We start from the raw sequence: 19,882 nt of genomic DNA on the forward strand, positions 1-19,882 counted from the left end.
TTTTCAGTTTTATGTTCCATTTGGCCGCTCTCAGTTCTCATCAATGGCAAGCTCTATGAGCTGGTTAAGAATATCTGCATAAGTCATGCCGCTAGCTTGGAGCATGTTAGGATAGCGGGAATTCGACGTGAAACCAGGTATCGTGTTAACTTCATTAAACACCATTCTTCCGTCAGTGGTCAGGAACATATCTACTCGCACAAACCCTCTGCACCCAAGCGTTTTATAAATAGTCAAGGCACTCTCTTTAACCTTCATTGCAGTGTCCTCATTAATGCGGGCTGGCAAGTGAATCTTCGAACTGATCAAGGAGTACTTTTCCGAGAAGTCAAAAAAGTGCCCCTGTAGTTCAATCTCATCAATCATGCCGATTTTGGGATCAGAATTGCCCAATACAGCACACCCCACTTCAAAACCATTAATATTTTGCTCAATGACAACTTTGCTGTCATGTATGAAGGCGTGTTCAATTCCAGTAATCAACTCTTTCCTATTGTTCACCTTCGATATGCCTAATGATGATCCTGATCTAGCCGGCTTAACAAAGAGTGGGAAGCCCAGTGCTTCTGCTTCTGATAACACTTCTTCCATCCGTTCACTCCTATGTATTGTAAGGGAACACGGCGTATCTATGCCTGCTGCCTGCACCAGTTTATGAGCCAGTTCCTTGTCCATACATAACGCAGAGGATAACATGCCACATCCAACAAACGGTATGCCCGACAGTTCCAATAAGCCTTGCAAGGTTCCATCCTCACCGTATTTGCCGTGAAGCACTGGAAACACAACATCAATCGTTGTTACATGATATTCCGTATGAACTAGCTCAATGAGTCCTTTGACTTCTCTGCTAGGTGAGAAAAAGGATGGGATACAACTCGGATGCAAATGCCACCGATCATTGCGAATATCCTCAACCGTTCCACTATATCTGAGCCAAGAACCTTGCTGTGTAATTCCAATTAACACAAGATTGTATTTTTCGGTATCCAAATTTTCAATCACTGAAGCGGCTGAGCTCAAAGATACGTTATACTCCCCTGAACATCCGCCAAACAATACCGCAATCGACTTCTTCTGCATCGTAAAAGCCTCCTAAAATGTGATATGAATCTAAATCATCCTTATTGCTATAACTTAATTTTTGGAGAAAGTCGTAACAATGAATCCTTCACGATTCGTCCCTGATATGCGATAAGAATCACAGCTCAAGATCGGGATATGGCTAGATGTCCCTTTATCCGCGGAAACATAATATATCTGGATTGTCATGTCCTTTTCTTTAATTGTAAGCTGCTCTCCAGAGAACCGATATTGCTGTACAAAATCGATGTACTCCTCTAAACATAGATTGTTTTCTTCCATGATTTTGGAATGGGGATATCCTACATATCTAAAATGCCAGGGCTCATAAGCAATACGAGTGATCGATTCTTTTTCTTGTTTATATCGAAGGATAAAACCGAATTGTATGGCATGTTGTCTGAAGGACTTGTAAATGCCCGTATCCGGAAAGGAAGGAGCAATAAAATCGATATTCGATTTCAATTTACCCACATCGATAGCCAACCCCGTTTGGTGTTCACTATGGTCAGGCAAGGCTACGTATTTGGAAGTATATTCCGAACCCTGTTCTATCAAACAATCTTGATAGATCTGGACTTGATCTTCTTTTGTTCGATATGCGCTGACGGCGACAATTTCATCCGCCCCCCCACAAGCTTTAAGCAGAGCATGAAATTGTTTGAAACACTGCTTCTCCAGAAGCATCTGCTTATTTAATTTCTTTATTGAAGGCATGGAATCCAATGACTCTAGTTGATGAACTTGTACTTGCCTTCTGATTGGGTTTTGATCATTTATTAACACTAAGTGCCCTTGAAATCGTTCTTCGTTACTCACGCTGATTTCAATATGTTTTTGTACGACTTCCCGTGATTTCATGATGAACTTCCCCACCTTCTTTATAAAATCGTAACACTCTGTCCGTGATGGAACTTGTTATTTCTTGAGAGACACCACCGATATGATTGGCCAGTACCTGAATCGGAATTTCCTGCTCACCTGAATAGCCAATGAAGGTCACCTTTGATCCTTCCGGAAAAAACATGGGAAGCTTGACCATCAATTGATCCATGGAGATTTTCCCTATAATTTCTGCACGAACCCCTTCCACCAACACCTCCGTATTTTGCATTCTCTGCGACCATCCATCGGCATAGCCGATAGGCACTGTTCCGATCCATTGATCTGAGTCTGTTTGATAAGCATTGTTGTAGCCCACATATTCGCCTTTTTTTAATCTTTTCGTTTGCAAGAGTCTACTGTGTAAACTGAATGCTGGCTTTAGTTGGATGTTAGGCACTAATTTTTCCGGATAAAAGCCATAGATTGCAGCTCCTATTCGAGCCATATCCATGCACAATTCCGGAAATCGAAGTGCTGCCACACTTCCCGCACAGTGATAATGATTGATTGGAATCCGTGAAATACTGCTCCACTCTTTCATTTCCAGGAAGCGTTGAATCTGAAGCTGTAGATAACGGTTGTCTGCCTCGCCTGCTGTCGCGAAATGAGTATAGAAACCGTCGACTACTACATCTGGTGCTCTGAGCCACGGAACCATTTCAAGCCACTCTTCTTTTGTGCGTATACCGATTCTCCCAAGTCCAGTATCCATTTTCACATGCACAGATAACTTATGCATGGTGTGAACAGGCTTGTATTTTCTCATCTCCTGAAACCAAGACGCTTGTGTAACGGTAAGCATCAAATTATGTTCCAGAGCCAAAGGTACAAGTTCAGGACGAATCGGAGTCAAAATAAGAATCGGTTGTTTTAAGCCCGCATTCCTTAGGCGGATGGCTTCTTCAATGAAGGCACACGCTAAATAATCCGCGCCTGCCTCTACTGCTTCTTTGCTCGTCTCGATATCTCCATGGCCGTATGCATTTGCTTTAACAACGGCCATTAGTTTGGTCGAACGTGGTAGAAATTTGCGGATCTCTATGATATTTTTGCGAATTTGCGTTAAATCTATTTCAGCCCAAGTATCTCTGTACATCCGAATGATCTCCTCAACCGAATAGATAGCTTGTTTTCACTTCCTATTTTCAGTAGATCCGCATATGCACTTTTCATTGTTTGGCCTCCTAAAGGTGTGAATGTAGTGCGTTGAATTGATTTAAGTGTATATTAAGGCCACTTCAGCTCCTATCGATCAAACTTACACAATACTGACAACGATGTAAGATTACACATCTCCACATCTCATAGTTACAACAAAAAAAGCCTGCGCTAGGGCAGGCTTCTTCCATTATTGAGGATTTTCATTACTCATCCAGCTGTCGACATGCAGTGGTTCACTGTATTCTTCTCGGTCAGTAAATTCTTTCAGATGTTTCTCTGCATCTGCCCGGTTATCGAAGGCACCCATAACGACGGTGAATTTTCCATTTTGGGTCTGCACAACGCTGCTGCCATCGGCAGAATACTGTTCAGCCAACATGGCCAGTGCTTCGCCCTGCTCCATGTCTTCGCTACGGACAAAGAAAAGTTCATGCGATTGCGTTGTCTTCCCGTCTGAAAAAAGCTTCAACTGAATATATCCAGGTTGCTGATACTCTGACACGGAATAATCCACATCATCTTTAAGTTCAACCACAAAGCCAATCGCAGAATCATCCAAAATGATATTTTGATAGACATCTTTTACATTCTTAAGTGCTTTAATATCCTTCTCCAACTTGTCATAATCCAGATGACGTACCCCATTGAAGGTGAAGATCAGACGATTCGGCCCTTCTTTGTGATCCACAGTATACGATGGAGCAGAGGTGATCTGTTCACCATCAATCTGAAAATTAATGTTTAGTGTATCCGATTCTTTGGTCGTTGTAACCGAAACCCCATCTGTGCGCTCCCCGCCACCACCAACTTGCAAAATTTTGACGACAGAACCTATAACAGGTACATCGGATAATGCCTTGGCTACACCTGGAACGTTAGCTGTTATCATCACCGCAGCACAGGCAGCAACCAGGGAGGAACTACGCCAGATCATCATTTTTCTTCGCTTTTGGTTTCGTGCGCGCTGACGGGCTTGCTGAATAACTCCGGAAAGGCCGGATGGGATATTGATCTGTTCATATCGCTCTTTTCCTGTCATGTAAAATCAACCTCTTCCTTGGTCAGATGTTTTTTGAGTTTGTTTAAGATCTTATAGAACCTGGTCTTCACCGTGCTTTCCGGCAGGGACAGTACCTCCGCCATATCCTTGAATCGCTGATCCTGGAAAAATTTCAAAACGATAAATGCCCTATCCTCGGGATGCAGATGATCAAGTGCTTCGTATAAATCCCATTGCTCTTCAAGCCCCATGGAACTCTCCTCGGCTGCAAACGGTATTGTACTTTCTTCCATATACGTGTATTTCTTCTTTCGTCTGATGTGATCCAGAGAACAGTTGATGACGATCCGGGTCATCCAGGTTTCAAAATAATCAGGACTTTTCACTTTTTCATAAGATAGAAAACCTTTATAAGATGCCTCAGATATAATTTCCAAGGCTTCCTGTTCATTTTTCACATAAGAGAACGCGAAGCGATAAAGCTTTTCTTTACATGCCTCCAGACGATCACTGAACTGCTGTTCAGTTAATGCTGTACTTTCCTTACTCAGTTTGTCCACCCCCGTTGCGACTGTATATTTTGATTATTGCCGCATTTTTAATAAAGCTTACTTTGTATGTTGTTACGCATGTTAGACAGCTGAGAGTCGAAAATAGTTTTAAAGAAATGAATTTTTTTTATTTGGGAACAAGAACTTATATCGTCCCAAACGAAAAAAAGCCGCCAATAGGCGACTTCTTTCCTCTTTCTTCATTAGGAAGACCAGCAATTGAAAATCAGACTGAAACAGCTGTTTTCATATTGTTATGGAGGTCTTATCTAACGTCTTCTCTTTTTGAAAATGACTTATACCCGGGCGATCCAGCCCAAGATGATCACGAAGCGTGCTGCCCGTATAATCCGTACGGAAGAGTCCACGTGCTTGAAGAATCGGCACCACATGATCCACAAATTCATTCAAATCTCCCGGCAGAACGGGTGGCATGATGTTAAATCCGTCGCAACCATATTCTTCAAACCATTGTTGCATCAAATCAGCCAGTTGTTCATAGGTCCCCACAAACTGCATGTGCCCTCTTGCCCCTATCAGCCTCCGACCCAGCTCAAGAATGGACAACTTATCTTTTCGTGCCATGTCCATAATCAGCTGTACCCGGCTTTTCATGCCATTGGAAGCTTCCACGGGATCAGGAATGTCAGGCAGTTGGCCTTCGACAGGATATTCCGAAAGGTCAAACTTAAGCATCCCGGATAACATACCAACTGCAGCCGCCGGAGGGATCAACTCCTGCAGTTCTTGATATTTCCTCTGAGCTTCCTCCTCCGTCTTACCCAGAATCGGTGATAAACCAGGCATTATTTTCATGCTGCTTTGTTCGCGTCCATATAGAGCGAGTTTGGATTTGACGTTATTATAGAACTCTTTCGCAGCATTCAGAGACTGTTGGGCCGTGAAAATCACTTCACCATAGTTGGCAGCAAAATCCTGTCCCGGTCCGGATGATCCAGCTTGGATGAGTACAGGGTATCCTTGCGGCGAACGAGGTACATTGATCGTACCTTGGGTGGAATACCACTGCCCTTTATATGAAACTTCCTTTAATTTAGATGGGTCCGCAAATAGTCCAGCCTGCCGATCCACAATTAAGGAGTGATCTTCCCAACTATCCCAGAGCAGAGTGGCTACTTCGACAAATTCCCGCGCCATTTTATATCGAAGCCCATGCTCAGGATGCTCTGTTCGTCCATAGTTATTTGCTTCAACATCCAATTGGGAGGTCACGATGTTCCATCCTGCGCGGCCTTCACTGATATGGTCCAATGTGGCAAATTTTCGAGCTACGTTATACGGCTCGTTATAGGTAGTCGACACCGTGGCGCTCAAACCCAGCTTTTCTGTATCCGTAGCCAATGCCGACAGGAGCGTTAGCGGGTCCAGCATCCCTGCAGCCGATTGATCAGCACCCATTACATAGAGAAGATCAGCCAGAAACATCATATCAAATTTGCCTCGTTCAGCTGTCTGTGCGATGGATCGGTAAAATTTATAATCAAAAATCTGTTCAGCTCCTGAATCCGAGCGGCGCCAGCCGTAGTGATGATGACCTGTATAATAAATGAATGCCCCTAGATGAAGCTGCTCTTGTCTAGTCCCCATATATATCTTCCCTTCTAGTTTCCATTTTTGGATTATCCCTTGAACGTATCTCGCCAGCTTAGCCACCTGTCTTCAAGCAGTCGCACAGCCGAATCCGAGAGCTTGCCTACAACCGCAAAGACTACAATACCGACAAATACAATATCCGTTTGTGAGTAAGCACGAGCATCCTGTATCATGTAACCGACGCCTGCACTGGTTCCCATCATTTCAGCCACAACAAGGACTAGCCACGCCGCGCCCAAAGACAGTCTCACTCCTAGCAGAATATTAGGAAGTGCCGCAGGGATAATGAGCTTGCCAAGGAGCTCCCATCTTGAATACTGGTAAATCCGGGAGACTTCAATCAGCTTCATATCAACGTTTCGTATACCGAGAAATGTATTCACATAAACAGGAAAAAACGCGCCTAGCGAGATCATTAGAATTTTTGAAAACTCTCCTACACCAAACCATAAAATGAATAATGGAATGAGGGAAAGAAGCGGGATCATCCGCAGCATTTGTAATGAGGGGTCAAGTGTGCGCTCCGCTAATTTCCCAAGCCCTGTAGATAGACCAAGCATGAGCCCGGTAGCTGTTCCAAGCAGAAAACCCAAGCCCGCTCGATAGGAGCTGATCCCGAGATGTTCCAGCAACTCGCCGTTCAAGATTAGACGGATGAACTGCTCTGCAATCTTGGAAGGAGCAGGTAGCATGGTCGCTGAAACCAGCTGAAGGGCAGAAGACAATTCCCAGATGAGGAGAATAGCCAACGGAATAATCCACCCGTGAAGACGACCCGGAATTCTGCTCAGCCAATCTCCTGCTCGTTCGGTTTGTTTATCAATCTCCAGCTTGCTCATTTTGCTTCTTCTCCTTTAAAACCGTCATGCCACCGTAGCGCTCTCGCCTCCAGAAGCTTAATGATAGAATCTGACAGTTTGCCGACGACAGCAAAAACAATGATTCCCACGAACACTACAGTGGTGAGTGAGAACGATCTAGCATCATTGATCAGATATCCCAAGCCTGCACTAGAACCCATCAATTCGGCAACGACCAGACCCAGCCAGGCGACACTGACGGATAAACGTATCCCCAGAAAGATATTCGGCAGAGATGCTGGAAGAATTAACTTCGTGATCATCTGCCATTTGCTGAATTGCAGCACCTTTCCTACATCAAATAACTTGCTGTCAACGGATCGGATACCCAGAAAAGTATTAACATACAGTGGAAAGAAAGAGCCTTTGGCTATCAGCAGCAATTTTGAAGTTTCACCGAAACCGAACCACAAAATGAACAAGGGGGCAATGGCCAAGTGCGGCAGCGTCCGCAGCATTTGAAAAGAAGGGTCCAACAGTCGCTCTGTCTTGTAAGAAAATCCGACCCACAAGCCCATGCTTAGACCAAGACCGCCTCCAATCAGAAAACCAAGCAGAGCTCTCCACGTCGATATGCCCAAATGCCTCACAAGTTCACCCGTCTCCGTCATGCTGACAAGCTCTTTCCATATGCTGCTTGGCGTTGGAAGCAGAACGGGGTTCAAATATCCCATAGCCCCGGCTACCTCCCACACGATTAACAAAGACACCGGAACGATAAGCCCTAGTACCATATTGCTAGCTCTTAAGTAAAATTTTCGCCTCTTAACGGAATTCTTCTTTTGAATTAAAGGCGGGATAACCGCCTTTTCCGCACGCATTTGCATGACGTGAACGCCTCTCTTCTATTGGGGTCATTATGTTTATTTCAGTGGATCCTTGAGAGCTGCGTCGATATATTGATTGTCCGTTATAGTTTTGATCACAACCTGATTCCGAATGTTCTTCACTTTATATTGGAAATCCGCTGTTTGCTGCATTTCATCTACGATATCTTCATTAACTGGCGTGTTAATCATCCGGGAACGTTCGAATGTCCCACTAATAACACTGGCAGGAACATTACGTTCAGCTGCATATCTGTCGATCGCTTCGGTTTCATGCTCGCTTTCCCACTTCAATGCTTTATTAACTACCTTCAAGTACAGAGTAACAAGCTCTGGATGCTCCTCTGCAAAATCAGATCCCGCGATCGTAAACGAAGGAGACAATACGCCAAGCTGCTCTCCGTCAGACAACACTTTTCCTTTTCCCGTTAAGGTATTAAGTGTAATGTAAGGGTCCCATGTCGCCCAGGCATCCACACTGCCGGTTTCAAACGCAGACTGTGTCTCGTCGGGCTGTAGCTGAATGATTTCAAAATCTTTATCTGTTAAACCGGACTTCTCCAAGCCACGGTATAGAAAGTTATATGCATTGCTTCCTTTTGTCACGGCAATCTTCTTGCCTTTCAGGTCACTAAGTGACTGGGCGGTACTACCGGCAGGTACAATAATTGCAACGTTATTTTTTCCGTCTAGAACTTGCGATACGATTTTGAAAGGAATATTCGCTGCTTGTGCTGCGATAATTGGCATGTTCCCCAGGCTGGCGATATCCAGCTTATTGGAAGCAATAGCCTCTGTCATGGGCGGTCCGCTCTGAAACTCAATCCACTCCACTTTGGCCCCTGTTTTTTCAAATTCTTGTTCAAACCATTTTTCTTCACGTGCTTTACCGAATAAGCCCCCACTTCCCTGAATCCCAATTTTGACGGTTACATTTTGGCTCTTGCCTGAACCACTTGCGTTTTCATTTGAACTTTTGGTTGCACAAGCCATAGTCAATAAAGACAACGCGAGCACCATAACAAGAACTAGATGAGATTTTTTCATATAAACCACTCTCCCTTTAATATGCTGTACATTCTTCTTATCCTGTGGACAATGCTATATACCGCCGCCTACATCATATAAAGGCTCATCCACTTTTTCGAACTCATTTAATACCAGTCTCCGCATCTCCTGAAATGCACTGCTTGATCTTTTTCGAGGAAAAGGTAAATCAATCGAGAGAATACTCCGAATATGACCTGGACGCGGATTCATAATGACGACTCGTTCCCCTAGGAAGACGGCTTCATCGAGATCGTGGGTTACAAACAACATTGTTGTTCCATTGCGTTGCCAAATATCAAGCAGTACTTCCTGCAAATGAGACCGAGTAAATGCGTCGAGCGCTCCAAAAGGCTCATCCAGCAACAATACATCCGGGTTACGCAGCAAAGCTCTGGCAATGGCGACGCGCTGTGCCATACCTCCTGACAATTCACGAGGGTATGATTTTTCAAACCCTTTTAAACGGACCAGTTCAATTAGTTCCTCCACCTTTCGGCGGACATTCGGATCTCTAAGAGAGAGATTGGCTGCAATGTTTTTCTCCACCGTTAACCATGGAAATAGCCGTGGCTCCTGAAAAATGAATCCTTTCTCTATGCTGGGGCCTGCAATCGGTTTGCCGTTGAGCAACACGGTTCCCGTATACTGTGTATCTAAGCCAGCCACAATTTTAAGCAAAGTACTTTTTCCACATCCGCTCGGACCAATGATAGTTACTAATTCACCTTTTCGAACTTTGAGCTGAATGTTGTTTAACGCAATGATTTCGCCTACAGGGGCGACAAACGTTTTGTTCAGGTCACTGATCATAAGCATATCCCCAGACATTAAAGACACCCTTTCACATTTAATCAATAATACTTACATGTTTACTTGGTTTTGAGGCAAAAAAAAGAGATTTACCCCTTTCCACTGCAAATAAAGCGGGGCAGTGTAAATCTCTACGATTGCAAATCAACAAAGTGAATTTCGGTTCGTTTTGTTATACGATATATTACCAATACCATTTCTTACCTGTCAAACATTTTTTTATTTATGTAACTTAAATCGTTATTTCCTTCAAATAGACCAGCGGTTGATACCACTGTTTCTGGTTCCATAAAAAGTCGAACAATTTTTTGGGGGTCAATATCTACTTGTATTTCATAACCGGGAGCGAGCTGCAAGGTCAGACCTTGAATCAGACTTACAAAATAAAATGCAAGTTGTCGAGTATCTCCTTGTATGATGCCGCCCGCCTCCTGTCCTTGGCGAAAAATCTCTGCCAAAGGTTCCAGATTGTCCGTAAATCTCTGGGTTGCAGCTTGTTTTATTTCAGTGCTGACGGCATGATTTGTTCGTATACTTTGGAGCATGATGGTGAAGGCCCAGTTACTCTCGTTTGATAACCACCCTTTGCTAATCTCGAATAGTTTTTCACGAGGATCTATATCCATGTCTGCTATTTGTGCAATAGTCCTCCCATACATCGTTTGTCCTCGACGCAGAACCTCACTGAAAATTTCGTCCTTCGAAGTAAAGTAGGTATAGATATTGCCTACGCTAAGTTTTGCTTCCTTGGCAATATCTTTAATATTGGTTGAATCAATCCCACGTTTCGCCATGGTTTGTAAGGCTGAATTTAAGATATGCTCAATGCGTTCCTTTCTCATTTGTTGGTCCTTCAGAATGTTTCTGGGTGACATTTGAATCCTCCTCCGTTTTATTACCAATGATTGATCTATGATTATTAATTCTACGCCCAGTTACCGTTACGAAACACAGGTTCCAAGCCACCATTTGCAAGTTCTCCGTCAATGTCCATATTAGCCGATCCAATCATAAAATCGACATGAATGAGGCTTGAGTTGACACCGTTTGCCGCCTTTTCCACTTCAGTCATTTCGTTCCCTCCCTCAAGACAGAATGGATAAGCATTACCGATCGCGAGATGGTTGGATGCATTTTCGTCAAAGAGAGAATTGTAAAAAACAAGCCCTGATTCTGAAATCGGGGAATGATGCGGCACCAACGCAATCTCGCCCAGATAGGCCGCACCTTCGTCGATGCTAATTAATCTTTTTAGCACCTCAAGCCCTTGCGTTGCTTGAATATTAATAATTTTCCCGTTTTCAAACGTCAAGGAGAAATCATCAATTAGATATCCTTCATAACTTAGGGGCTTAGTACTGCGAACCGTGCCGTTCACCCCTTGCTTTAACGGAACAGTCCATACTTCTTCTGACGGAATGTTTGCCAAAAATGAAACACCCTTTTCGTTGATGTTATCCGCATCACTTACCCAGATATGTTTAGGCGACAGTTCTATCCGCAGATCCGTACCAGGTCCATGGTACCGAAGTGCTCGATACTTTTTACGATTAAGCTGATCCGTCTTGTTTTTAAGCAGCTCAAGATGTGTCTTCCATGCCTCAACGGGGGTTTCCGAATTAATCCGCGTAACGTTAAAGATAGCTTCCCACATCGTATCGATCAAATGCTCTTCGGCAACATGAGGAAACACCTTGGCAGCCCAAGCCGTTGATGGAACCGTAACTATAGACCAACTGACCTTGTTGGACATGCCGTAGCTGCGAAATTTGGCTAATGCCTTACCTTTGGATGCATTCAAATTCATGATCCGCTGTGGATCTATTCCATGTAGAAGATCGGGATTGGGTGCAGTGATCGTCAGGAAAGCAGCATTATTTTCGGCAAAAGTCTCCCAACCGGCTGCACGGAACACCGGATATTCATGGAACACCGAATCAGGAGCAAGTTCATATTTTAAACGCGTAATCTCATCGTCGTTCCACTCGATATAGACATCATGAGCGCCGGCCTCATAAGCATGTTTCACAACAAGTCGAACAAACGGAGCAGCCGATATTGGCGCGGTTATGACAAGCGTTTGTCCCCTCTGAACATGAACACCCACGTTGACCACGAGTGCTGCGTAACGCTCTAATTTTTCACGGAAGTCCAATAGCATTCTCCTCCTCCTGACTAAAATTAATATCGCTGGTTTAATTATTACTCTTCATAATATCATTCGTTAATATTCCAGCCTATGATTTACTACCCTGCCAATATAAATCCTTCGAACCAAATAGAAAATCAGAAGTTTCTGTCCGAAGGGACAATTATTGCTCCGCCCATTTAATCCAACAATTAGGCGTATACATAAGTATACAGAGCATGATTAACATATGTTGAAATAAAATTGATTCTCGGGGTGACGTCGTGGCCAAAGGCAAAAGAAATAACCTGATGAACGAGGAGCTAACTTCCTTGGAATTAGCTAAAATCGGACTAACGTTAAACGTGATCGGGGATATACTTGGTTATTTCTCGATCCTCAAAGCGGAGGAAGAAGCAGCGAATCTGGCTGCCGATACGAATAAAATGGGTAATACCACAGCTGTAAAATGAGCATTCAACTTCCTCTGATTTCATCCCCTTTAAGAATAAAAAAATGGAAATGCGATTATGCGCAAAGAAACCGAAATTGTACGAATTTCCGTTTCTTTGCGTATTTACTTTAACCCATCATATCTTGTAATTGGAACTCTATGAAAATTTTGCTATACTATTTTATGCTAGATTACGATTCAGATGAGATGCAATTCTACTATATTTGATGAGTTGGAGGAATGCAAAAAACATGTTACATACACGAATAGGAAAGACTGCTGCTGCCACTATTCTTGCCATATCCTTACTCGGAACCACTGCAAACCTTAATGATGCCTATGCTGCACCGGCCATTTCGGTCTTGCTAGATGATGTTCCTCTGAAATTCGATGCAACCCCTCTGATTGATAAAGGTGTTACCTATGTCCCTTTCCGGACGGTTGGCGAAGCCCTGGGAATTAGCATTACATGGAACAGTAAGGCGCAAACCGTAAAAGCGATTGGAAAGGTAAAAGGTCAAGCGACAGAAGTCCTGCTTCAAGTGGGAAGCACCACAGCAACCGTCAATGGAGAAAAAGTTAAGCTCGCAGCGCCACCCGTTCAGCGGGAAGGTCGTGTGCTTATTCCACTCAGTTCGTTCAGTAGTCAGTTCGGTGTTAATGTAGGCTGGAACCAGTCAACTCGTACCGTCTCTCTTGTTTCACCTCAACGTGAAATGCATTTGAGAGCCTTCTATGCGCTGCAATCCTATAAGGAAATCGATTTGGTACCATCCATGAACTCCGTCGCTTTTGGCTGGAGTCGCATCGATCGTGAAGGTCAATTTACGCTTCAGGGTGATGAGTATCAAATTCCTGCTGCTGCAGGTGACGTTACACCTAAATCCATCGTTGCTGATGCAGCGAAACAGAGTATTAAACCGTATCTTATGGTTTATTCTTTGGATGGAAACGGGGAACTGACCAAGGTGTTGAGTGACAGCAGCATGCGCCAGAAGTCCATTGAGGGCATAACTGCTGCCATAGCTGAGAATGGTTTTGGAGGGGTTGTTCTTGATTTTGAAGGACTAGGTTTTAAGCTAGACGCAGTAGAGCAGCAGAAGCTGCTGAACAATTATGTCAAACAATTGAAGGATTCCTTGCCTAAAGACATCGCTTTATCTTTGGCTGTACCTCCATTAAATAGCGCATATAAAGGCTATGATTACAAAACGCTCGCTTCGTTGGCAGACGACATCATCATTATGGCTTACCAATATAATCCGGTCGGCACCAAATCGCAGGTTCCTGAGCCGAACAGTCTTGTGGATCAGGCCATCCAGCTTGCGTTAGATGCTGGCGTTTCCAAACAAAAGCTTTTGCTCGGTATCAGCTTAAATAGTGAAACCTCATCTTCCATAGATGATAAACTGGGTCTTGCCAAGCGGTATGATCTAAAAGGGGCAGCCTTCTGGCGCCTTGGCTTATTCCGTACCTACAATAATCAGATGGAACGCGCTGTCAATGCCTCTGTTATAAAAGAGTAAAGGAATTTCGATATTCTTGACTCCATTGGCTTTCCACACACCAAAAAAAACGAACCGAAATCTCTGGATGCTGACAAGAGATTTCGGTTCGTTTGTTATACAAGGATATTATCTATGCGTTCAATGAGGAATGTTCGTTTCTGTGGGTTGCACTGAGTGCCAGATCTTTCTGATAAGCAAGCACTCGATCCCAATCCCCGTGAAAAATCGGTATCCGATAGTACCCAACTCTTTCATAAAGGGCCGCCGCCTCAGGCTGCTTGGGGCCAGTCTGCAGCTTCAGATTGGTGTAGCCGAATTCGAGCGCAAGACGTTCTGCTTCGGCCAGAATGGCCTGGGCCACACCTTTACGACGGAAATCCGAACGTGTATACATACGCTTGACCTCCACAGATGTATCATCAAGGGGCCTGATGGCTCCGCAGCCTACCGGATATCCATCCAAACGCGCGACAATAAAGGCTGCTCGCGGTGTCTCCACATCGGATGGCTGAAATCCCGCTGTCCCATCGCCGGCATATAACAATCCCAGTTCTTCGCTTAGCTCCTTGATTAAAAGTTCCGAATCCTCGCTTCGAATATCTTCGGCGGCAGCAAGTACGATCGACGACATTGCGTAAAACCCCTTTCCCTCATTGGATTTATTGGATTTTGTGATTTATATAAATTATCACGAACAGGTCCTAAGCGTCAATTCCCCATCGATTGAATATTTCAATAAGCAACTGACGAATAGATTCAGAGCAAAAAAGTCGCCAGATTGGCGACTCTCCCGACACTTTTATGGTTACAATTGGACGGATGACTTCATTCCAAGCCTCTATCTTACCCTTCAACCACATCGGCTCGCAAATCCGTTGCAACCTCGATCATTTGCGGAACGACAGCTTCGTTGACAATGGCAACATACAGATCTCCCATATACAGACGAAATGGAATCTGCAGGCTCTCATACGTCCACATAAAGAAATCCCCATCGATGGACATGACGCTCTCCGGTCCCTGAACGGTAAGAACAGGTGAGTACGTGAAGTCCGGTTTGGATGCAAAATACTGTTTGCATTCTTCCAAGGAGATGGATTGCTCCTCGTTATTTTCTTGCATGGATCGAGTGATCCGAAAACGTTGATTCATGAAATATGCCTCCAATTAGAATTTGTGCAGAACCTGTCCCAGAATTTCGATGCCCTTCACAATTTGCTCATCGGAAGGTGTTGAGAAATTAAGTCTGATCGCATTGCAGGGTTCGTTCTCATCGACGAGAAAAGCAGTGCCCGGAACAACCGCTACACCTTCCGCAGCAGCTGTTTTGGCATAATCCAGCATCGGGATATGAGCCGGCAGATCACACCAGAGGAACAGCCCTCCATCCGGTTGAGTAAAGGTAATGGACTCACCCATATGCTCCTGCAGCTTGTCAATCATCAAGGCAGACTTCCTGCGATAAATCGCACGGATACTGCTGATATGCTCTGCATAGTTATACTCAGTCATGAACTTGTGTGCCAGAATCTGCGGCAGCATGGCTGTATGTACATCCTCTCCCTGTTTGGCAACAACCATCTTCTGAACAACCTCGGAAGGAGCCAGAACATAACCAACACGCAAGCCAGCAGACAGAATCTTGGAGAAGGAGCCTACGTAAATGACCAAACCTTCCTCATCCATCGACTTGATCGTCGCTACATCTTCTCCACGAAAACGAAGCTCTCCATATGGGTTATCTTCCAGGATCATGACTCCATACTTCTTGGCAAGATCATAGATTGCCTTGCGCTTCTCCAGGCTGGTGGTAAAACCTGTAGGGTTTTGGAAACTCGGAATGACATAGATCAGCTTTACATTCTGCTCGGTTTGCAGGGCATGCTCCAGCTTCCCGATATCCATACCGTCCGTCTCCATCGGAACGCCGACCAGGTTTGCTCCTGAAGCCCGGAAAGAGTTCAGTGAACCGATAAAGCTTGGGCTCTCACAGATAATCGTATCCCCTTCATTACAGAATACTTTACAAGCAAGTTCAATTCCTTGTTGTGCTCCAGACACGATGAACAGTTCATCCGATGCTTTGCCTGTGTCAAAGCCTGTCTTCAGATGTGTAGTCAATGTATCCCGCAGCGGGGCATAACCTTCGGTAATTCCGTATTGCAGTGCTGTTACCGGGTCCTGTTCCAGAATTGATTGGGTGAATGTGCGAATTGCCTCAATAGGGAACGTCTCCGGAGCGGGATTCCCCGCAGAGAACGGAATTACATTTTGGCCCGAAGAAGCCTTCAGGATCTCACGAATGATGGATGGCTGCAATGCAGCAATCCGGTTGGAAAATGAATAGTTCATCTTAAAATAATGCCTCCCGAATTCAAATCAGACTCTTGTCTCTATAACTACAATTAGATTCTATTATACGAGTATTTGGCAGATTTCTAAACGGTCTCGTCAAAATTGGCAAAGAAACAACAAAAAGAGGCAGGCATAAGCCGCCCCCTACTCCTACGGATTTTACTTTATGGATGTCACTTTGCTGCCATCTATGATCGATGGACATGATTGATTTCTGATAACCGTGTTGCCTTAACCAGATAAGTCGCCAGACCAGGTACCATCCGGGCCAAACCAGGATAGAATTTATTCGTTTTGGCAAAAGCCAGCTTCTGAATTCTTCGTGCACGCCGGAGCAGTCGAGAGAATTCAAGATTGGCTTCTTTCGAATACTCTTGCTGCCATTGCGTAAAGCTGATCTTCCTTTGAAGATACCTGTCAGTCCATTCAGCACACAGCAGTGAGGAACGAAGTGCAATGGACATCCCATCACCACACAGGGGAGGGATCATCAGCATCGCATCCCCAATATGAGGATATTGGGACCACGGTTCAGGAACATTGGATAGATGGAGTGGTGCAATCGAGACCTGTGTTCCTGGAACTGGGCTTCCCTCAGCAAGCCTCGCGGCCAATCTTTCGTTGGTTAGGGATGCTGCCTGCAAAATATCCTCTACAGACTTGCCGCTTCCCCGCACCGTATCAAGTGTCAGCAATGCAGCTACATTTGCGATACCATCCTCAATCGGAGAAATGCCGACATATCCTCCCTTGCAAAAATACAGCTCTACCCGTGGCGGAATGGTGATCCCCCGATAGTGTGATTTGACACCAACATATGCTGTTTTATCCCGCAGCTCTGCTGGCGAGGTCATCCCGCGCGGCTTCTTCGCGCCATGGGCTCCAATAACGGTTTTTGCTCGATACTGAATTCGGTCATTTCCTTGTTTGGCTTCGATTTCATAGCTACAATCATCTAACTGCTGAATGTTGGTTATCGTTGCCTTCGTAACGATCTCAACGCCTGCGGCTGTAGCCTGCTCGTGTAAAATCCGATCCAGCTCATATCGGCTAATGCCATAGGCCAATCCCGGCAAAGGCGCCTCGATCTCCCCTCCCCGAGGCATAATGATCTTGGCATGATCCAGCTTACTCGGCTTTATCTTTTGTTCACTAAGGTTAATCCCCAAATAATCCAGCATCTCCGTTGTCTCAGGCGACATAAATTCACCGCATGTTTTGTGACGTGGAAATTCCTGCCGATCCAGCAGCAGTGTCCGATGCCCTTGCCTGGCAAGCTGCAACGCGCAGGTACTGCCGGCAATTCCCGCTCCGATGACTATGACATCCAATGGTTTAGACACGTAAGAACACCCGCCTTTCATTGTCCATTTATGATAACTGCCTATTGATGTAATGATGCTATGATAACGTCCCATGATGGGGTATCACGACAGAATAGCGGAACAACGGCTTCCATTCATAGGTCAGCGTGTCATGGTTCAACTGCTGTTTCAATTCCCGCCAATCCCTTCCCGTGAAGCCTTTTGCAACAGACAGCGGTCCATCATGACGAATGTATCGATTGCGTGAGATTATTCGAGTGGTTACCCAGACAGCCGCATAAGATATGGGATGCCGATGGATATCGTTAATGACAACGCCATATTTGGAGGCACGCAGCATATGCGAGACCATCTCCACGAGTTGCTTTCCTTCAAAATGATGGACAAATTGCGAGCCGGTTACGATGTCTGCTGAGGCATCCGGCAATTCCTTGACATCGGCACGCCGAACCTTGATTCTCGGTTCATTCCGGAAAAGGTTTCTCGCTTGCTCACATGCCTCCTCTGTCAGATCGACCAGAGTAATCTCCAGCTTAACTCCCTTCTGGTCCGCCCAGCGCAATAACTTCTGGTTCACATCACCTGAACCTGCTCCCACATCAAGAAGGGTCAGCGTAGTTGGACTGCCAATCGCTTTCCATAACTTTTCCACCCCTGCGCGGGTTGGAGCGGGAGCAGCAAATATTTTGTTCAGCCTTCTCAGATGTTTGAGCGCTTCGCTCAATTCTTCTCCCCCCATGGAGAAATCGTCCATCAACTCGTCTTCCTTTGCCCGTACGGAAAGTGTTCTAAAGAAGGACATGATCCCGCTCCTTTACAGCTGTATATTGTGAATGATTTTCTCCAATTAACAATTATCCCCTTAACCAAGCCTTATAATCGTAAGCACTGCGATATGTTATTTTACGAAGACTTCCTCCTTCTCAGAATGCTTAATTCCATTACACTCTAAAATGAATAAATTCGATGCTGCATCCCGAGATAAAAAATAAAGAAGCCGCCAATGAGGCGACTTCTGTTTGTATATGTGATGAACCTGTTAATTTACGTTGGTTCCATCTTCCTTATCCAATTATCTTGATTATTGATGACCAACAATTCGGTGAGGCACATAGGGTTCTTCTAACGATGCTATTTCTTCAGGTGTTAGCTTAATCGAAAGAGCGGCTACACCATCCTCCAGATGCGAAATTTTGGTAGCACCAATGATGGGAGCTGTGACTGGTTCCTTTTGCAGTAACCAGGCAAGTGCGATTTGTACACGAGGAACCCCATGCTTCTCAGCAATCGCGGCAACTTGATCAATGATCAATCGGTCGGTATCTGCAGTTGCATCATATTTTTGCTTTGCAATCTGATCGGTTTCGGAACGATGTGTTTTTTCCTGAGGGTCTCTTGTCAATCGGCCTCCCGCAAGCGGACTATACGGAATCACACCGATTTTCTCAGCTTTACAGAGCGGAAGCATCTCTCTTTCTTCCTCACGATAGATAAGATTGTAGTGATCCTGCATGGATACAAAGCGGGTCCACCCATTTTGCTCAGCTACATGTAACGCTTTCAAAAACTGCCACGCGTACATCGCAGAAGCGCCTATGTATCTTACCTTTCCTGCTTTGACCACATCATGTAAGGCTTCCATCGTCTCTTCAATGGGTGTAGTGTAATCCCAACGATGGATCTGATACAAATCCACATAATCTGTTTCCAGCCGCTTCAGGCTTTTATCTATCTCACTCATAATGGCCTTACGGGAAAGTCCGGCACCATTTGGGCCTTGGTGCATACGACCATTAATTTTCGTTGCAAGTACAATTTCATCTCGATTGGCATAGTCACGTAAGGTGCGCCCAATCACTTCCTCGCTGGTTCCAGCTGAATATACATTTGCTGTATCAAAAAAATTGATGCCTAAATCCAACGCCTTTTTAATAACGGGACGACTGTTCTCTTCATTAATGACCCATAGATGACCTCCAGGAACGGCTGTACCAAATCCCATACAGCCCAAGCACAGACGGGACACATCCAGACCTGTATTGCCAAGCTTCACATAATCCATTTGCGTATTCCTCGCTTTCGGATGGTTTTTGCTACCTTTGCAGATAGCTCTGATGCCTGCATAAGATACACACGGAAGAATAACTATTCTTGAGTATAGTATTAAGCATGAGAAAAAATCTCGCAATTCCCAAATGGCTATAAAACGTGCATTAGTAAACAACACGATGGGAAATGTTCATTATTTGGTAAGCAAGATGATGAATAATG

The 19,882-nt window shown here is 44.8% G+C and carries 20 protein-coding genes; 2 read left to right on the forward strand and 18 right to left on the reverse strand.

What is annotated here, in order from left to right; genetic code table 11:
• Positions 1 to 30: 30 nt before the first annotated feature.
• From vanG to CRO25_RS19480, 12 genes are all read right to left on the reverse strand, one after another.
• Positions 31 to 1,083, reverse strand: a complete 1,053-nt coding sequence (gene vanG, locus CRO25_RS19425; RefSeq protein WP_079696114.1) for a D-alanine--D-serine ligase VanG — start codon at positions 1,081 to 1,083, stop codon at positions 31 to 33.
• 54 nt (positions 1,084 to 1,137) lie between these two features.
• A complete protein-coding gene (locus CRO25_RS19430; RefSeq protein WP_079696115.1) occupies positions 1,138 to 1,944 on the reverse strand; it encodes a D-alanyl-D-alanine carboxypeptidase family protein in 807 nt (268 codons plus the stop codon).
• Positions 1,910 to 3,064: an alanine racemase gene (alr, locus tag CRO25_RS19435; RefSeq protein ID WP_079696116.1), complete on the reverse strand. Its 1,155-nt coding sequence runs from the start codon at positions 3,062 to 3,064 to the stop codon at positions 1,910 to 1,912. The genes CRO25_RS19430 and alr overlap by 35 nt, the downstream gene beginning before the upstream one ends.
• A 252-nt stretch (positions 3,065 to 3,316) precedes the next feature.
• Positions 3,317 to 4,168 (reverse strand): hypothetical protein, encoded by an 852-nt coding sequence (locus CRO25_RS19440; protein WP_079696117.1) that lies wholly within the window; start codon positions 4,166 to 4,168, stop codon positions 3,317 to 3,319.
• Positions 4,165 to 4,689, reverse strand: a complete 525-nt coding sequence (locus CRO25_RS19445) for a sigma-70 family RNA polymerase sigma factor (RefSeq protein ID WP_079696118.1) — start codon at positions 4,687 to 4,689, stop codon at positions 4,165 to 4,167. The genes CRO25_RS19440 and CRO25_RS19445 overlap by 4 nt, the downstream gene beginning before the upstream one ends.
• Before the next feature lie 237 nt (positions 4,690 to 4,926).
• On the reverse strand, positions 4,927 to 6,288 hold the full coding sequence (locus CRO25_RS19450; protein WP_079696119.1) for an LLM class flavin-dependent oxidoreductase: 1,362 nt from the start codon (positions 6,286 to 6,288) through the stop codon (positions 4,927 to 4,929).
• A gap of 32 nt (positions 6,289 to 6,320) precedes the next feature.
• Positions 6,321 to 7,133 (reverse strand): ABC transporter permease, encoded by an 813-nt coding sequence (locus tag CRO25_RS19455; protein WP_079696120.1) that lies wholly within the window; start codon positions 7,131 to 7,133, stop codon positions 6,321 to 6,323.
• Entirely contained in the window at positions 7,130 to 7,975 is an 846-nt protein-coding gene (locus CRO25_RS19460) for an ABC transporter permease (protein ID WP_079696171.1), read from the reverse strand. The genes CRO25_RS19455 and CRO25_RS19460 overlap by 4 nt, the downstream gene beginning before the upstream one ends.
• Positions 7,976 to 8,017: 42 nt before the next feature.
• Complete coding sequence (locus tag CRO25_RS19465; RefSeq protein ID WP_064638503.1) at positions 8,018 to 9,028, reverse strand: aliphatic sulfonate ABC transporter substrate-binding protein; 1,011 nt, start codon at positions 9,026 to 9,028, stop codon at positions 8,018 to 8,020.
• Positions 9,029 to 9,082: 54 nt separating this feature from the next.
• Positions 9,083 to 9,859, reverse strand: a complete 777-nt coding sequence (locus CRO25_RS19470) for an ABC transporter ATP-binding protein (RefSeq protein ID WP_079696121.1) — start codon at positions 9,857 to 9,859, stop codon at positions 9,083 to 9,085.
• Positions 9,860 to 10,041: 182 nt separating this feature from the next.
• Complete coding sequence (locus CRO25_RS19475) at positions 10,042 to 10,716, reverse strand: TetR/AcrR family transcriptional regulator (RefSeq protein WP_063565092.1); 675 nt, start codon at positions 10,714 to 10,716, stop codon at positions 10,042 to 10,044.
• A gap of 50 nt (positions 10,717 to 10,766) precedes the next feature.
• Positions 10,767 to 11,996 carry an aminopeptidase gene (locus CRO25_RS19480; RefSeq protein ID WP_372828993.1) on the reverse strand — a complete coding sequence of 410 codons (1,230 nt, stop codon included), beginning with the start codon at positions 11,994 to 11,996 and terminating at the stop codon, positions 10,767 to 10,769.
• A gap of 305 nt (positions 11,997 to 12,301) precedes the next feature.
• Here CRO25_RS19480 and CRO25_RS33450 point away from each other — a divergent pair, with 305 nt between their 5' ends.
• Positions 12,302 to 12,442 carry a hypothetical protein gene (locus CRO25_RS33450; RefSeq protein ID WP_157258453.1) on the forward strand — a complete coding sequence of 47 codons (141 nt, stop codon included), beginning with the start codon at positions 12,302 to 12,304 and terminating at the stop codon, positions 12,440 to 12,442.
• A 232-nt stretch (positions 12,443 to 12,674) separates the two neighbouring features.
• Complete coding sequence (locus CRO25_RS19490; RefSeq protein ID WP_079696123.1) at positions 12,675 to 13,949, forward strand: stalk domain-containing protein; 1,275 nt, start codon at positions 12,675 to 12,677, stop codon at positions 13,947 to 13,949.
• A 112-nt stretch (positions 13,950 to 14,061) separates the two neighbouring features.
• On the opposite strand, the gene CRO25_RS19495 is transcribed toward CRO25_RS19490, so the two are convergent.
• The 6 genes from CRO25_RS19495 to CRO25_RS19520 all read right to left on the reverse strand — a co-directional run bounded on the left by CRO25_RS19495 (position 14,062) and on the right by CRO25_RS19520 (position 19,673).
• A complete protein-coding gene (locus tag CRO25_RS19495) occupies positions 14,062 to 14,562 on the reverse strand; it encodes a GNAT family N-acetyltransferase (RefSeq protein WP_079696124.1) in 501 nt (166 codons plus the stop codon).
• A gap of 212 nt (positions 14,563 to 14,774) precedes the next feature.
• On the reverse strand, positions 14,775 to 15,083 hold the full coding sequence (locus CRO25_RS19500) for a hypothetical protein (protein ID WP_079696125.1): 309 nt from the start codon (positions 15,081 to 15,083) through the stop codon (positions 14,775 to 14,777).
• A 15-nt stretch (positions 15,084 to 15,098) separates the two neighbouring features.
• A complete protein-coding gene (locus CRO25_RS19505; RefSeq protein ID WP_079696126.1) occupies positions 15,099 to 16,283 on the reverse strand; it encodes a PLP-dependent aminotransferase family protein in 1,185 nt (394 codons plus the stop codon).
• Positions 16,284 to 16,474: 191 nt separating this feature from the next.
• Complete coding sequence (locus tag CRO25_RS19510) at positions 16,475 to 17,629, reverse strand: NAD(P)/FAD-dependent oxidoreductase (protein WP_079696127.1); 1,155 nt, start codon at positions 17,627 to 17,629, stop codon at positions 16,475 to 16,477.
• A gap of 58 nt (positions 17,630 to 17,687) precedes the next feature.
• Positions 17,688 to 18,413 (reverse strand): SAM-dependent methyltransferase, encoded by a 726-nt coding sequence (locus CRO25_RS19515; RefSeq protein ID WP_079696128.1) that lies wholly within the window; start codon positions 18,411 to 18,413, stop codon positions 17,688 to 17,690.
• A gap of 279 nt (positions 18,414 to 18,692) precedes the next feature.
• Positions 18,693 to 19,673: an aldo/keto reductase gene (locus tag CRO25_RS19520; RefSeq protein ID WP_079696129.1), complete on the reverse strand. Its 981-nt coding sequence runs from the start codon at positions 19,671 to 19,673 to the stop codon at positions 18,693 to 18,695.
• Positions 19,674 to 19,882: the final 209 nt, after the last annotated feature.

This window comes from Paenibacillus sp. RU5M (genome assembly GCF_900221055.1).
In the GTDB taxonomy this organism is placed as follows: Bacteria; Bacillota; Bacilli; order Paenibacillales; family Paenibacillaceae; genus Paenibacillus; species Paenibacillus marchantiae.

Bases quoted from the DNA above. Each gene is read 5' to 3' on its own strand.
- CRO25_RS19500 (WP_079696125.1), bottom strand. From the start codon at position 15,083: ATGAATCAACGTTTTCGGATCACTCGATCCATGCAAGAAAATAACGAG.
- vanG (WP_079696114.1), bottom strand. From the start codon at position 1,083: ATGCAGAAGAAGTCGATTGCGGTATTGTTTGGCGGATGTTCAGGGGAG.
- CRO25_RS19460 (WP_079696171.1), bottom strand. From the start codon at position 7,975: ATGCGTGCGGAAAAGGCGGTTATCCCGCCTTTAATTCAAAAGAAGAAT.
- CRO25_RS19475 (WP_063565092.1), bottom strand. From the start codon at position 10,716: ATGTCACCCAGAAACATTCTGAAGGACCAACAAATGAGAAAGGAACGC.
- CRO25_RS19455 (WP_079696120.1), bottom strand. From the start codon at position 7,133: ATGAGCAAGCTGGAGATTGATAAACAAACCGAACGAGCAGGAGATTGG.
- CRO25_RS19440 (WP_079696117.1), bottom strand. From the start codon at position 4,168: ATGACAGGAAAAGAGCGATATGAACAGATCAATATCCCATCCGGCCTT.
- CRO25_RS19520 (WP_079696129.1), bottom strand. From the start codon at position 19,673: ATGGATTATGTGAAGCTTGGCAATACAGGTCTGGATGTGTCCCGTCTG.
- CRO25_RS19515 (WP_079696128.1), bottom strand. From the start codon at position 18,413: ATGTCCTTCTTTAGAACACTTTCCGTACGGGCAAAGGAAGACGAGTTG.
- CRO25_RS19505 (WP_079696126.1), bottom strand. From the start codon at position 16,283: ATGAACTATTCATTTTCCAACCGGATTGCTGCATTGCAGCCATCCATC.
- CRO25_RS19430 (WP_079696115.1), bottom strand. From the start codon at position 1,944: ATGAAATCACGGGAAGTCGTACAAAAACATATTGAAATCAGCGTGAGT.
- CRO25_RS19495 (WP_079696124.1), bottom strand. From the start codon at position 14,562: ATGTCGTCGATCGTACTTGCTGCCGCCGAAGATATTCGAAGCGAGGAT.
- alr (WP_079696116.1), bottom strand. From the start codon at position 3,064: ATGTACAGAGATACTTGGGCTGAAATAGATTTAACGCAAATTCGCAAA.
- CRO25_RS19470 (WP_079696121.1), bottom strand. From the start codon at position 9,859: ATGTCTGGGGATATGCTTATGATCAGTGACCTGAACAAAACGTTTGTC.
- CRO25_RS19450 (WP_079696119.1), bottom strand. From the start codon at position 6,288: ATGGGGACTAGACAAGAGCAGCTTCATCTAGGGGCATTCATTTATTAT.
- CRO25_RS19490 (WP_079696123.1), top strand. From the start codon at position 12,675: ATGTTACATACACGAATAGGAAAGACTGCTGCTGCCACTATTCTTGCC.
- CRO25_RS19465 (WP_064638503.1), bottom strand. From the start codon at position 9,028: ATGAAAAAATCTCATCTAGTTCTTGTTATGGTGCTCGCGTTGTCTTTA.